16 protein-coding genes are annotated in these 13,203 nt (G+C 71.1%); 8 read left to right on the forward strand and 8 right to left on the reverse strand.

Annotation, left to right across the window (positions count from 1 at the left end; genetic code table 11):
- Positions 1 to 5 precede the first annotated feature (5 nt).
- On the reverse strand, positions 6 to 668 hold the full coding sequence (locus tag GA0070561_RS15210; RefSeq protein WP_091402135.1) for a response regulator: 663 nt from the start codon (positions 666 to 668) through the stop codon (positions 6 to 8).
- Positions 656 to 1,816 carry a sensor histidine kinase gene (locus GA0070561_RS15215; RefSeq protein WP_244166238.1) on the reverse strand — a complete coding sequence of 387 codons (1,161 nt, stop codon included), beginning with the start codon at positions 1,814 to 1,816 and terminating at the stop codon, positions 656 to 658. The genes GA0070561_RS15210 and GA0070561_RS15215 overlap by 13 nt, the downstream gene beginning before the upstream one ends.
- Before the next feature lie 131 nt (positions 1,817 to 1,947).
- On the opposite strand from GA0070561_RS15215, the gene GA0070561_RS34250 reads away from it, so the two are divergent.
- Positions 1,948 to 2,349, forward strand: coding sequence for a DUF6069 family protein (locus GA0070561_RS34250; RefSeq protein ID WP_091400959.1), 402 nt, complete (start codon positions 1,948 to 1,950; stop codon positions 2,347 to 2,349).
- The gene (locus GA0070561_RS15225; RefSeq protein WP_091400962.1) at positions 2,346 to 2,801 is read left to right on the forward strand and encodes a hypothetical protein; all 456 of its coding nucleotides are present in this window, start codon (positions 2,346 to 2,348) and stop codon (positions 2,799 to 2,801) included. Before GA0070561_RS34250 ends, GA0070561_RS15225 begins: the two co-directional genes overlap by 4 nt.
- Before the next feature lie 10 nt (positions 2,802 to 2,811).
- On the opposite strand, the gene GA0070561_RS15230 is transcribed toward GA0070561_RS15225, so the two are convergent.
- Both GA0070561_RS15230 and GA0070561_RS15235 read right to left on the reverse strand, forming a co-directional pair.
- Positions 2,812 to 4,074: an MFS transporter gene (locus GA0070561_RS15230; protein WP_091400964.1), complete on the reverse strand. Its 1,263-nt coding sequence runs from the start codon at positions 4,072 to 4,074 to the stop codon at positions 2,812 to 2,814.
- A 129-nt stretch (positions 4,075 to 4,203) separates the two neighbouring features.
- Positions 4,204 to 5,073, reverse strand: coding sequence for a fructosamine kinase family protein (locus tag GA0070561_RS15235; protein ID WP_244166239.1), 870 nt, complete (start codon positions 5,071 to 5,073; stop codon positions 4,204 to 4,206).
- A gap of 97 nt (positions 5,074 to 5,170) precedes the next feature.
- Between GA0070561_RS15235 and GA0070561_RS15240 the strand changes: the two genes are divergently transcribed.
- Complete coding sequence (locus GA0070561_RS15240) at positions 5,171 to 6,208, forward strand: serine hydrolase domain-containing protein (protein ID WP_091400967.1); 1,038 nt, start codon at positions 5,171 to 5,173, stop codon at positions 6,206 to 6,208.
- A gap of 42 nt (positions 6,209 to 6,250) precedes the next feature.
- The gene (locus GA0070561_RS15245) at positions 6,251 to 7,663 is read left to right on the forward strand and encodes a serine hydrolase domain-containing protein (protein ID WP_141710379.1); all 1,413 of its coding nucleotides are present in this window, start codon (positions 6,251 to 6,253) and stop codon (positions 7,661 to 7,663) included.
- On the opposite strand, the gene GA0070561_RS15250 is transcribed toward GA0070561_RS15245, so the two are convergent.
- On the reverse strand, positions 7,622 to 8,473 hold the full coding sequence (locus GA0070561_RS15250; RefSeq protein ID WP_091400971.1) for a DUF4253 domain-containing protein: 852 nt from the start codon (positions 8,471 to 8,473) through the stop codon (positions 7,622 to 7,624). The genes GA0070561_RS15245 and GA0070561_RS15250 overlap by 42 nt on opposite strands.
- A 17-nt stretch (positions 8,474 to 8,490) precedes the next feature.
- Positions 8,491 to 9,081, reverse strand: a complete 591-nt coding sequence (locus tag GA0070561_RS15255; protein ID WP_091400973.1) for a DinB family protein — start codon at positions 9,079 to 9,081, stop codon at positions 8,491 to 8,493.
- A 139-nt stretch (positions 9,082 to 9,220) separates the two neighbouring features.
- On the opposite strand from GA0070561_RS15255, the gene GA0070561_RS15260 reads away from it, so the two are divergent.
- Positions 9,221 to 9,718, forward strand: a complete 498-nt coding sequence (locus GA0070561_RS15260; protein WP_091400975.1) for a YcxB family protein — start codon at positions 9,221 to 9,223, stop codon at positions 9,716 to 9,718.
- Between the two features lie 32 nt (positions 9,719 to 9,750).
- Here GA0070561_RS15260 and GA0070561_RS15265 read toward each other — a convergent pair whose 3' ends face one another.
- Positions 9,751 to 10,266, reverse strand: coding sequence for a GNAT family N-acetyltransferase (locus GA0070561_RS15265; RefSeq protein ID WP_167362413.1), 516 nt, complete (start codon positions 10,264 to 10,266; stop codon positions 9,751 to 9,753).
- A 187-nt stretch (positions 10,267 to 10,453) separates the two neighbouring features.
- On the opposite strand from GA0070561_RS15265, the gene GA0070561_RS15270 reads away from it, so the two are divergent.
- The 3 genes from GA0070561_RS15270 to GA0070561_RS15280 are packed head-to-tail and all read left to right on the forward strand — an operon-like array spanning position 10,454 to position 11,565.
- Positions 10,454 to 10,828 carry a cupin domain-containing protein gene (locus tag GA0070561_RS15270; RefSeq protein WP_091400980.1) on the forward strand — a complete coding sequence of 125 codons (375 nt, stop codon included), beginning with the start codon at positions 10,454 to 10,456 and terminating at the stop codon, positions 10,826 to 10,828.
- Between the two features lie 18 nt (positions 10,829 to 10,846).
- Positions 10,847 to 11,098 (forward strand): CGNR zinc finger domain-containing protein, encoded by a 252-nt coding sequence (locus GA0070561_RS34735; RefSeq protein ID WP_244166242.1) that lies wholly within the window; start codon positions 10,847 to 10,849, stop codon positions 11,096 to 11,098.
- Positions 11,099 to 11,148: 50 nt separating this feature from the next.
- Positions 11,149 to 11,565, forward strand: coding sequence for a VOC family protein (locus GA0070561_RS15280; protein WP_091400983.1), 417 nt, complete (start codon positions 11,149 to 11,151; stop codon positions 11,563 to 11,565).
- Positions 11,566 to 11,648: 83 nt separating this feature from the next.
- Here the strand turns inward: GA0070561_RS15280 and GA0070561_RS15285 are convergent, their stop codons facing one another.
- A complete protein-coding gene (locus GA0070561_RS15285; protein WP_091400985.1) occupies positions 11,649 to 13,103 on the reverse strand; it encodes an alkaline phosphatase PhoX in 1,455 nt (484 codons plus the stop codon).
- Positions 13,104 to 13,203: the final 100 nt, after the last annotated feature.

Genomic DNA, 13,203 nt, shown 5'->3' on the forward strand with positions numbered 1-13,203 from the left:
CGGCGTCAGAGGAGCCGACCGTCGTGGGCGAGCAGGGCGATCTGGGTGCGGTTGTCGAGATCCAGCTTGGTCAGGATGTGCGAGACGTGGGCCTTCACCGTCGTCACGCTCATCAGCAGCTCGCTGGCGATCTCGGCGTTGGAGCGACCCTGCGCGATGGCCAGCACCACGTCGCGTTCCCGGGGTGTGAGCAGGGCCAGCCGCTCGTGCGCCTGCTCGTAGGACTCGGCCCCCGACGCGACCCGCTGCATGAGGCGGCGCGTCACGCCCGGCGACAGCATCGGGTTGCCGGCCGCCACCGAGCGGACCGCCTGACTGATCTGCTCGGGCGGGGTGTCCTTGAGCAGGAAGCCGCTCGCGCCGGCTCGGAGGGCCCGCACCACGTGCTCGTCGGTGTCGAACGTGGTGAGCACGATGATCTCGGGTGGTCGGTGGCGGCGGCGCAGGCGCTCGGTGGCGGTGATGCCGTTGACGCCGGGCATCCTGATATCCATCAGCACCACGTCCGGCAGGTGCCGGTCCACCGCCGTGATCGCCGTGGCGCCGTCGGCGGCCTCGCCCACCACGACGATCCCGTCGGCGCCGTCGAGCATCAGCGTGAGCATTCCCCGTACGAGGGGATCGTCGTCGACGATGACGAGCCGGATCGGACCGGTCACGTCGGCCACGGCAGCCACGCGGTGAGGTGGAACCGGCCCGCGGCGTCGACGTGGTGGGCGACCCGACCGCCGGTGAGCGCAGCCCGTTCGGCGAGGCCGATCAGGCCGGTACCGGCGCTGTCGGTGGCACCGCTGTCGGGCGTGGTCGGGTTGCTCACCGCGATGCTCAGGCCGGAGCCGGGCGCGCCGCCGAGCACCAGCCGGACCGGCTGACCGGCGGCGTGTTTGCGGGCGTTGGTCAGGGCCTCCTGCGCGATCCGGTACGCGGTGCGGCCAACCGTCGCGGGGATCTCGACCGGCGGGCCGAGCGGGTCGTCGACCTCGATCTGCTGCCCGGCGGCCCGCGCCTCGTCGACCAGGCGCGGCAGGTCGGCGAGGGTCTGCCCGGGTGGCGCGTCGGTAGTTGACTCGGCGTCGTCGCTGCGCAGCAGGGTGATGACCTCGCGCAGCTCGTCGAGGGCGTGGTGTGCGCTGGCCCGGATCACTCCGGCGGCGGCGCTGAGCCGCTCGGGCGGCGCGTCCGGCCGGTACTCCATCGCGCCGGCGGCCGCCGCCAGCAGGGACAGCCGGTGGGCCAGCACGTCGTGCATCTCCCGCGCGATCCGGTTGCGCTCCGCCGCCCGCGCTTCGTCGACCCGTCGTTCCTGCTCCTGCTCGGCGCGCCGGGCCCGGTCCCGCAGCGCCGCCAGCAGGGCGTTGCGGGCCTGCGCCCAGGTGCCCCAGCCGAGCAGGGCCGCGTAGGCGATCGTCATCAGCACCAGCCGCCACCCGTACGGCAGGCTCGGCACCGGCCGCCAGAGCGCCTGCACCGCCTCGCCAGCCACGCCGACCGCCGCCACCGCCGCCGCTTGCCGAAACGGCCGGTTGCGGGCGATGAACAGCACCGCGAAGCTGGCCACCGGCGTGGCCACCGGAGACAGCGCGACGAGCAGGCCGGCCAGCACGCCACCGATCCACGGTCGGCGGAGGACCACCGGAACGAGGGCCAGGGCGGCCACCGCCAGCGCGACGTCGACGCCGACCAGGCCGGCGGAGCTGGACCGGGTGGCGGACCACAGCATTGTCGCGATGAGGACGCCGACCGCCACGGTCGTCACGACCACCGGGAGGGAACGCCACGTCCGCGGCGGCTTGACCTCGCACGTCGCCGCATCCACACCGCGCACGCTACTGGGCTCGCGGCCGGCCGGACCACCTCCTTTGGTAGTACGCCGAGCCACCGGCGGACGTACCCGCCGCGGCTTCTGGACCGACGCGTCCGACCCGGCCCGGTCCACAGACTCAGACCATGACGAACAACCTTCTCCTGGGACGGGCCGCGGTGGCGGCCGGCGCGATCGTGGTGGCGGTGGTCGAGTTCGCGCTCCTGCACTCGGCAGCCGGTGTCGACCTGGCGGTCAGGTCCGCAAACTCGACCCGGCAGATCACGGTGGCCGCAGTCATCGTGGCCGCGGCGGTCGCGGCACTGGCCGGCTGGGCGCTGCTCGCGGTGCTGGAACGCCGCACCAACCGCTCCCGCGTCTGGTGGACCTCGATCGCGGGTGCCGTCCTGCTGCTGTCGCTCGTGGTCGGGCCACCGAGTGGCGCCGGCGGGGGAGCGAAGGCCACCCTCGCGCTGCTGCACCTGAGCGTCGGCGTCATCCTCATCCTCGGCCTGCCCCGGTCGCGCCCGGAAGGGGCGAACCGATGACCACGCTGACCGTGCGCAAACAGGACGGAGCCTTCGTCCTCGACTCCGGGGCGCGCGCCTCGCTGCGTACCGGCTGGACCTGGCGGTGCGGCGAGATCCGCACCGGCACCGGCCACTGGACGGTCACACCGACCGACCGCCGACGCATCGGGTTCGCCGCCCGGGGCGAGCACGGCGTGCCGGTACGGCTCGACCCGGGCCGGTCGCACGTGCCGGGGCCGGGCGGGGTGGCCCGCTGGGCGCCCGGTCGCTGCGGCGGTGAGCTGGTACGCGACGGGCACCGCCTCGCGGTACGCCTCCACGGCCGACGCGGCGGGCCGATCCGGGTCGACGTCACCGGCGAGTGGGCCGAGCTGGAGCTGGTGGTGCTCACCGCCTGTTTCGCGCTGATGAGTCAGCGGCGGCGACGCACCCTGATCATGATGGCGGTCGTCAGCGCGGGCAGTGGGTGACCGCTCGGCGTCACGCCGGGCGCGTACCGGAAGGTTTTCCGACCGCAGGCACGTCGGACCGGCGCGTAGCCGGGGGACTGGTGGAGGGGCAGGCGACGGTCGGCTCCGGCGCGACGACGCGGCCGCGACGCGCGTCCACGGCGAGCAGCGTGAGGGCGGCCAGCGTCAGCAGCCCGCCGGCGAGCGCCAGGGGGCGTGCCCCCGAGGTGGGCAGGAGGGCACCGCCGAGCAGTGATCCGCCGGCGATGCCGGCGTTGAAGGCGGTGCTGACCCCGGCCGACGCGATGTCGGTGCTGCCCGGGGCCAGTTGCAGCATCCGGTTCTGCACGGCGGAGCCGAACGCCGCGTAGGCGAGGCCGATCCCGGCGAGCAGCGCGACCACGCCCGGCTTGAGCGCGCCGAGCGCGTAGAGCCCGAGCAGCGAGGCCGTACCGATGGCCAGCGGCGTCAGCAGCGAAGCGATCGGTCGGGTGTCCAGGGTCCGGGCCGCGACCAGGGTGCCGACGACGCCCGCCGCGCCGGAGACGAACAGCAGCGGCGCCAGCACCGCGTCGGCGAAGCCGCTGACGTCGAGCAGGAACGGTGTCACGTAGGTCTGCAGGGTCATGAAGCCGCCGATGCCGAGGGCGGTGGCGATCAGCAGGACGGCGAAGCGCCGCCCGTCCGGTGCACTGCCCCGGGCGGCGCCACCGGCGGCCGGGGGATAGGAGGGGAGAAGGAGCAGCACCGCGGCGGCGATCGCCACACCGATCCCGGCCAGCACCGCGAACGCCGCTCGCCAGCCGGCTTGCTGCCCGAGCCAGGTGCCGAGGGGGACGCCGAGCACCGGGGCGAGCGTCGCCCCGGTCGCGAACAGCGCCACCGCCCGACCGCGCACCGCGACCGGGAACGGCCCGATCACTGTCGCCGTGGCGACGGACCAGAACAGCGCCTGGGCGAGGGCGGTCACCAGGCGGGAGCCGGCCAGCACGGCGTACGTCGGCGCGAGCGCGGCGGCGGCGTTCGCGACGGCGAACAGGAGCATCGTGACGCCGAGCAGGTGCCGCCGGGGGACCCGCTGAGTCAGTCGGGTCAGCGGCACGGACGCCAGCACCACCACCACGGCGTACCCACTGACCAGCAGACCCACCTGTGAGCGGGACCGGTCCAGATCGGGTGCCATGCGGGTCAGCAGACCGACGGGCAGAAGCTCGGTCGTGATGAACGCGAACGCGGCGAGGGAGAGCGTGACCAGCACGGCCCTGGCCCTTCGCGGCGACACCTCCGGTGCCATGGCCCACCCCCATTCCAGTGGGTCACCGTAATCGAGGACCCGACCCTCGCTCCGCGCGCGGGTCTCGGCCGCCGTCAACAGGATCAGCTGGCCGGGCCGTCCTCCGCGCTCGGCGGCCGGCCCTCCGTGTCAGGATCGCGTCCGGAACGGGGCCAGGACGGCGCGGATCTGATCGGCCGCACCCCAGTCGTCGTCGAACTGCGCCAGCACGGCGAGGTGTTGGCGCAGCTGGATGACCGGCATCCGGGCCTCCCAGCCGGCGTCGAGCGAGGTCAGCTCCGCGTAGACCTCGAACATCCGTCGCGCCTCGGGCGGGGGCGAGGTGGACCACACGTGCGCGAGGTCGACCTCGGCCCACAGGTACGACACGGCCGGGTCGATCAGCGCCGGCTCTCCGTCCGCGGTGGCCAGGACGTTCTGTGCCCACAGGTCGCCGTGCGTCAGACACGCCGGACGCTCCGGCAGCAGGTCGGGCAGCCGGTCGCAGAGCCGTTCCAGCGCCGAACGGTCCTGGGCGTCGAGCGCCGCCTCGACGCGGGGCTCGTCGAGCCAACGCAGCAGCCGGTGCTCTGCGAAGAAGGCGAAGCCGTCGTCGTTCCACGTGTTGACCTGGCGGCGACGGCCCAGCCAGTTGTCGTGGTGCCAGCCGAAACGGGGATGGGTCGTATTCAGGTGCAGGCGGGCGAGCAGGTGTGCGAACTGTTCCCAGAAGGCCTCGCTGCGTGGCCTCTCGCTCAACACCGACAACACCAGGACGTCCCGATCCGCCAGGATCACCTCGGGTGTCGCCACACCGCCCAGCTCGCGCAGGGCGGCCAGCCCTTCGGCCTCGGCGGCGAAGACGTCGTCGGCCGGCGGGTCGGCGAATGCCTTGACGAACACCGGCGGGGCATCCTGGCGGGTGGCGATGCCCGCGAGGGCCGCGAGCCCGCCGGTCACCGGCTGCACCGCGACGACCTCGCGCATACCGGCCAGGTGCAGACGCTCCAGCAGGGTCACGGGACACTCCTCAGGTCCGGCGTACGAGGTCGCCCGATCCTATGTGGCTGGTCACGACTCGCCCTGGCGGTAGCGGGGGTGTTGGACACTGCGGGGCATGGGTCACGTGTCGGTGAATCAGCAGCGGCTGGAGCGGACCGTCCAGGAGTTCGGTGCTCGGTGGACCAGAGACGCCGCCGACATCGAGACCTACCTGGCCGCACAGGTCTCCGACGCCAGCCATCGTGAGGTCGTCGGCCCGCTGCGCGCCGCCAGTGGAGCCAGTGGTGTCGTCCGGGTGAGCGGTCGAGAGGTCGCGGCCTGGGGCGACCCGGACGTCCCGGAGATGGCGTTCAGCGTCACCAAGTCGGTCGTGTCGGTGGTGGCCGGCCTCGCCTTCGACGACGGGCTGTTGATGCCGGACCAACCGGTGCACCAGGTCGTCGACGTTCCCGAGCTCCGGGGGCCGCACAACGAGCAGATCACCTGGCGTCATCTGCTGCAGCAGTCGAGCCAGTGGGAGGGCGAGCTGTGGGGCAAGCCGGCGAGCGTCGACGCGCAGAGCTTCCGCGAGCGGACCGAGGTGCACGGCACACCGCCGGGACAGGGGTGGGCGTACAACGACGTACGGATGAACCTGCTCGCGTACGCGCTGACGCTGCTGTTTCGCCGGTCGCTGCCGGAGGTGCTGCGGGAGCGGGTCATGGATCCGCTGGGTGCCTCCGACCGGTGGTCGTGGCACGGGTACCGGACGAGCGTCGTCGACCTCGACGGACGCCGGGTCGAGGTGGTCTCCGGCGGCGCGCACTGGGGCGGCGGACTGATCGTCCCGGCCCGCGACCTGGCCCTGATCGGGCAGCTCTTCCTGGACCGGGGGACCCATGCCGGGACCCGGCTGCTCAGCGCCGAATGGGTTGACCAGTCCTGGGCTCCGTGCCCGGTCAAACGGGAGTACGGCTATCTGTGGTGGCTCAACGACGAGCAGGTGCCGTGGCCCGGAGCGCCGGCGACCGGCCGCAGCGCCCGGGGCAACGGTGGGCGACACCTGCTGTGGGTCGACCCGGCCCGGGAACTCGTCCTCGCCTCCCACTGGACCGAAGAACCGCTCGATCTGATCCGTGAGGTCTCTCGTACCGTCGTGAGTCCCGCCGGTTGACGGGTGTTGATCCACCGGTGGGCGCGGTCGAGAATCGACGTCGTGGATTTGCCTCAGGACTGGGTCTCGCTGCTGGGCGAGCTTGACCGGCAGGTGTCGTCCGGGCTGCTCTCACCGGACACGGCGGCGTTGCCCGAGCTGATGAGCAGCTATGACGTGCCGGGAGTCAGCATCGCCGTCGGCCACGTGAGCGGGCAGGTGTGGGCGGCAGGGTTTGGCGTCATGGCGGTCGGGACGTCGGCTCCGATAACCACGAGCACCGCCTTCGCGGCCTGTTCGATCAGTAAGCACGTCGCGGCGTTCGGTGCACTGCGACTGGTCCAGGCCGGTGTCCTGGACCTTGACGCCGACATCGGCGAGTACCTCACCTCGTGGCACCTGCCCGGCCGCGAAGACCAGCAGGGAGTCACGGTACGACAGCTGCTGGCGCACACTGCCGGGCTGTCCGACACCTGGTACCGCGGCTACGCCGCAGATCGGGCCCCGTCGCTGTTGCAGGTCCTGGAAGGCGGCGGCGCGACGACTACCGCACCGGTTCGGCCGACCCTGTTGCCGGGTAGCCGCTTCCGGTATTCGGGCAGCCACTACTCGGTGCTCCAGCAGCTGATGGTGGACGCGACCGGAGCCCCGTTCGAGGACCTCCTGCGAACTCTGGTGCTGGAACCGCTGGCCATGGCCGACAGCAGCTTCGACCAGCAGTTTCCGCATCAGCGACCGGATCGGGTGGCGCATGGCCACCACGGCGGCGGCACCAGGATTCCTGGCGGCTGGCGAACGCAACCGGAGCTGGCCGCGGCCGGACTGTGGAGCACTCCGACCGACCTGCTCCGGCTCGACCTCGAAATCGCCCGAGCCGTCTCGGGAGGTTCGAAGCTGCTCGACCGGGACCTGGCCACCCAGATGTGTACGCCGCAGATTCCTGGCGGCACCTACGGCCTCGGTACCGAACTCGACGACCGCGCCGAGCGTCGGCGTTTCGGACACACCGGGTTGAACGTCGGCTATACCTGCTTCTCCTACGTGTGGCCCGACAGCGGCACCGCGGTCGCGGCGATGACCAACTCCGAGGATGGCTGGGAGCTGCTGGTCAGCATCCGTGCCGCCGCGGACCGTCGCTACGCCACCACCAGAATCACCGCCGCGCCGCCTGCCGATGTCGCAGGCCGCTACGTGCTGCGCGACGACTACCCGATCGACGTCGCGCTCACCGACGGCCAGCTGACCTTCGCCGCCGCGACCCAGCAACCGGTTGTCCTCCTGGCGGACCCGGACGGTCGCTACCGACACCCGGACCTCGATCTGGAGGTCCGGTTCGTCCGGACCGACGACCAGCCCTACGTCCTCGAACTGCGCCAGGAAGGGGTCACGCAGACCGCGAGGCCGGCAATCCAGCAACCGGAACAGCCAGGTCTGTCAGGGTCGGTTGTGGACGAACCACGCGTCACCGGCGGGTAGGGCGACGGCGACCTCCCATCGGCTCAGTTCGAGGTTCGGAGCGAGCGCCTTGAGTTGACCGGCGGCGGCCCACGCCTCGTCGCCCGGCGTCGGGCGACGATCCACCTGAAACTGGAGCATGGTGCCCCACGATGCGACCAGGCGGGCGTCCCACCGGTGCCGCCACTGCGCCAGCACCTCGGCGAGCTGCTGCCGATCCTCCTCGGTGAGCGCGCCGTAGAAGTCCACCCAGTACGCCGAGCCGCGGACGTCGCTGGTGGGCAGCAGCATGAGCAGGACGCTGTCCGGCGTGTACCAGTAGTCGGTCTGCGTCACGAGCCGCACGTTGCCAAGCACCTGGGCGTGCAGGTCGGCATCGGCGAGCAGCCGGTCGTACAGCGTCCGCTCCAGCACCGGGCGTGGTGTCGGCAGCACCACATCCGGCACCAGGTCGGTCAGGTCGACGCCGGTCGTGCCACGCGCGTAGAACCCGATCTCGTCCTCGTCGACCTGTTGGTCCTCGCTGTAGTGGCGGTGGGCCAGCCAGGGTTCGGAGGATGCTGCCGCCTCGACGAACGCGCGCAGCTCCGACTCCGACGGACCCTGCTCGGGCTCGGACCGGATCGTCAGGTCGTCGAAGTCGTCGGTGACCATGACGGGCCGGCGTCCGATGACCGGCACCAGCGCCTCGGCGGCCTGCCAGACCTCGTGCAGACGGTCGGGGTCGACGTCGGCGACGAGGATGGTGCCCGATGGGCCGTGCCCGATCGGCAGGCCGGCCAGTGGTGTTCCCAGGAAAGCCGCTTCGATCTGGTTGAGGTCGTCTCGCACGTCCGCAGCTTTCCCGGTCACCCGAAGTGGTCGGCCAGCTTCGTCAGCTTGCTGACGTACGCCGGCCAGTCGTAGTCGTCGGGGATGTTGCTGTTGTTCCGCCGGAGGCCGACCGCCGTGTCGTGCTGTTCGCGCATGATGTCGGCGTGCCCGGCGTGCCGGGCGAGATCGCAGGTCACGTGGATGATGATCCGTTGTAGCGTCACGTCCTGCCGACCTGGCTGCCACCACGGCACCTGCCCCGGCGCGTCGAGCGGTAGCTGGTCGATCGTCTGGTCGGCGAACGCGCCGACCCGGCGATACAGGTCGATCAGCCCGTCCTTCGTCTCGTCCTCACGGGCGTACCAGTCTGCCTGCGGGTCCTCGTCGAACGCCGTCAGGGGGACCAGTTCGTCGGGCGTCGGGAATTCGCGGCCGAAGGTGGGCCCGAAGTAGCCGGCTTCGACATTGAGGCAATGCTTGACCGCACCCAGCAGGTTGTTGCCGGTCGCCGTCCGGGGCAGCCTGACCTCCCGCTCGCTGAGCCCGTCGAGCTTCCAGATGAGGTCTTCGCGGTTCTCCCGGAGGTAGTGGTGCAGCGCGGCCTTCGCATCGCTCAGATCAGCCATGCGCGCCAGTCTTCCCTATCCGCCGTGTCTCGGCGGGCCGGTGCCGGGCCGCAGACTGCCGCACCCGGATGCCCGCGGCTTGTCAGGTGGGGCGGGGCAAGGCGACTTCAGGGGCGGCTGGAGGCACTATCGTTCTGGCGTGCACATCCGTTTTGACGTCCCCGCCGATCCCGCCTACCCGAGCCGGGTGGCCGCAGCGCTCGGCAACGTCCGGCTCCGCAGATTCGGCTACATCGGAGCGGTCCTGACGGCGGTCGGTGTCATCGGTCTCGTTGTCTCGCGGGGGTTCGGGTGGGGCGAGCGGAGTTCGCCGCTGTGGACCGCGCTGGTCGTGGCCGGCGTGCTGTCGATGCTGTACCGGCCGTGGGTGCTGGCGCGCGCCCGACGCCGTTCCGGTAGCTACGCCGTCGAGGGTGCCTACGACATCACCGAAGACAACATCATGATGCGCAGCGGCTCGGAGTCCGGCGGCATCGCCTGGGACGGGGTTGCCCAGGTGCGGGACGCCGGAGATTTCTGGGTCGTGTACGTCGGCCGAATGCCGGCGACCGTGATCCCCCGCTGGCTGATGTCCGCCGAGGATGCCGAGGCGTTGCGCGCCCACATGACCGAACGAGGGCTGCTGCCCCGTCGCTGAGCTCGGCTGCCGCAGGCGGCCGGGGGATCGGACTACCGCGTCCGAGTCGGTCGCGAGGGGGCGCCGAGGAGTACCTCGTACTGGTGGAGATCATCGTTGGTGCCGGTGTGCTGGAAGCCGGCACGTTCGAGGGTCCGCCGGGAGGCGACGTTGTCGCCGGTGGTCTCGGCGACGACGCGGGACAGTCCGTGTGCGGTCGCGAGGTCGAGCAGGGCGGCGAGGGCCTCCGCCGCGTAGCCGTTTCCCCGGGCTGACGGGGCGAGGCCGTAACCGACCTCGATGCGTCCGTTCTCCGGCTGACCCTTGAAACCGATTCCTCCGATGGCCTTTCCGTCGGCGGTGCGGGTGATCCGGTAGTGCCCGAATGGACGTCGGTCGCCGTAGGCGGCGGTGGCAGTGAGAAAACCCCGCACGCCGAGGATGTCGCCGTCGAAAGGGAAGTCCTCGGCCCAGTCATCCCCGGCCCCGGCGCGCCGCCCGACGATGCGTTCACCCTCTGCGGTGTCGATGGGGTGCAGGCGCAGTCGCGGCGTACGAAGCTCGGTCACGGGCAAGAGCGAAGCAGCACTCAGGAAACAGCACAAGTGGATTTCCGCGCCCGGCACAGGCCGGCTTCGCCGAATCGAACCTCCGTGTCGGCGTCCCCGCCCCTAATCGTCCGCGGCTACCTATCCTCGACGGGGATGCACCAATTTGAGTAATGGCCGTCGGCCCGACGGCTCACAGGAGGCCGTCATGAGCACCAAGGATCGACCGGAGGGGATCAGCCCCACTGCGGTGGAGTCAGCACCAGGGCTGTGGCGGATCGATCTGCAACGGCACGACCTCAGCATCCCTGGGCGAGAGGTCATTCAGACCCGGGTGGAGTTCACTCCGGATTCGCCACCGTTCAAGCATTTCCACCCCGGCGAGGAGATCATCTGCGTTCTGCAGGGAACGCTCGAATATCGGCTGGAGGGCCAGCCACCCATGGTGTGCAATCCCGGCGACGCGCTCACCGTCCCGTACGGTGTGCACCACCAGGCCCGCAATGTTGGCGACGGTATCGCTGTCGAACTGGCCACGTACGTCGTCGAGAAGGGGAAACCACTTCTCACCAAGGTGGAGTGAGATCTCCACGACCGGCCGTTGATCACCGTCGGCCGGGCTGACAGCGGCGGCCGGGCCCACGCCGCACCGTTTACGCGAGCGCTCGGGCGCAGCGGCGACACCGAGGCCGCGGAGCACGCACTGACGTCCGCGGGGATCATGGTCGCCGGGGTCGACGGCGCCTTCTACGACACGTCGCGCAACGGCACCCGACGCTGGTGCTCGATGGACGGCTGCGGCGCTCGCGCCAAGGCCGCCCGCCACTGCCAACGCCAGCGCGTCACCTCCTAGCGCCTGGGGTGCGACGACAGCGGCGGCAGCGCGACTCATAAGGTGAACGGATGTCGGTCAAGCAGGTCCAAGTGACATTCGACTGCGCCGAGCCTGTGCGCGTCGGTCGTTTCTGGTGTGAGGTGTTGGGGTACGTCCCGCCGCCGCCCCCGGAGGGGTGCGCCACCTGGGACGATGTCAATTTCGAGCAGGGTTCGTGGTTCGCGTGCAGTGACCCGTCGGGGGTGGGCCCGCGGCTGTACTTCCAGCGGGTGCCCGAGGGCAAGGTCGTCAAGAACCGGGTGCACCTCGACGTGCGGGTCGTGACCGGGCTCGTGGGCGAAGAGCGCCTGGCCGCCCTTGAGGCCGAATGCGCGCGGCTGATCCCGCTCGGCGCGGTACGCGGGCAGTTGCTGCTCGCCGACGGTGAGAACGAGTCGTGCCTCAACATGCAGGACGTCGAGGGCAACGAGTTCTGCCTCGACTAGTGCCGCCTGCCGCGCGTCTCCTGAGCGCGGCCGAACCTGATGGGGGCCAGGCGAAATCGCCTGGCCCCCACGTGTGGGCTCGGTCAGCCCAGGTACTTCTCCCACGGGCCGGTGATGGCCAGGGTGAGGCCCGGGTCCTGCATGTTGACGAAGAGCACCTTGCCGTCCGCGCTGAAGGTCGGCCCGCAGAACTCCGAGTCGTTGAGCTGGTTGCGGGCGATCGCGTAGGTAGGCCCGCCCGGGATCGTGCTGAGCACGTGCGAGGCGCCCGTGCCGTCCTCGGCGAGCACGAGGCTTCCCCACGGGGTGACGGTCACGTTGTCCGGGCCGTCGAAGGTGAGGTCGGTGTACTTGACCGGCGCACCCTCCTCGGAGGCGGTCTGGTGCGGGAAGTACGTCACCAGTTGGATGGTCTGGTTGCTGTAGTTGTAGAACCAGACCATTCCGTCGTGCGGCGCCGCGTCCGCCGGCAGGTCACCCTCGTCCCAGGCGTAGGAGTTGACGACGTACACGCCCTCGTCGGTGGCCCACACGCCCTCGAACTTGCGTCCGCGGGTGACCTGGCCGTCGGCGAACTGCTCGCGCACCGACCTGGTGCGCGCGTCGCGGTCCGGCACCTCGATCCACCGGACCGGGAAGGGGCGGCCCAGCTGGGCGGAGGTCAGGTAGGCGACGTCCGGCAGCACCGAACCGTCATCCATGATGATCTGCATCGCGGCGAGGACGCCGGCGTTCGGTGCGAGGCGGGTGAGCACGCCCGGGCCCAGCTTGACGCCGTGTGGCGCCGTCCAGCGGTAGAAGAGGCCGTTGGGCTCGTCGGCGTCCTCGGAGAGGTAGATCCGGGTGCGGTCCTTGTCGACGGCCAGGGCCTCGTGGGAGTAGCGGCCCAGGCACTTGATCGGCTTCGGGTCGGCGCTGCCGTCGGCCCACACCTCGAAGACGTAGCCGTGGTCCTTCTGGTAGACGCCGGACCGGCCGCCCTCTTCCCACGTGTCGCCGGCCCGGTCCTCGGTCTCCTCGCAGGTGAGCCAGGTGCCCCAGGGGGTCGGTCCGCCGGCGCAGTTGGAGATGGTGCCGGAGAGCGCCACGAACTCACCCAGGTTGCGGCCCGCGAGGTCGGTCTTGATCACGGTGCAACCGCCGGCGTCGACGGCGCCCGCGTCGTAGACCGTTCCCTTGACGTGCGGCACGCCGAACTCGGCGCCCGGGTCGATCTCGTGGTTCTGGATCAGGGTGTACCGGCCGTGGCCGGCGTCGTACACGGCCATGCCGTCGTGGTCCGACGGGGTGGTGCCCTGGCCGCGGTCGAGCCGGGTGACACCGGTCCGGGTGATCACGGTGTAGCTGAAGCCCCTGGGCAGGGCCAGGATTCCCTTGGGGTCGTCCACGAGCGGCGGGAAAGGCGCGTTACCGGGCTTCACCGGCGGGTGCGGCCGGGCCGGGCTGGCCTGGGCCAGGGACGGCAGGCCGCCCGCGACGGCAAGGCCGACGCCGGCGGCGGCGCCACTGGCGAGGAAGGTACGACGAGAGGAAGGCACGTGGATCAACTCCTGGTCAAGACAAGTGCGACGACTGGCAGCCAACTCCCTCGGGCGGACAGCGACACGTCACCCGTGGGATCGGGCGGTGACATCGGCG

Source organism: Micromonospora saelicesensis (assembly GCF_900091575.1).
GTDB lineage: Bacteria > Actinomycetota > Actinomycetes > Mycobacteriales > Micromonosporaceae > Micromonospora > Micromonospora saelicesensis.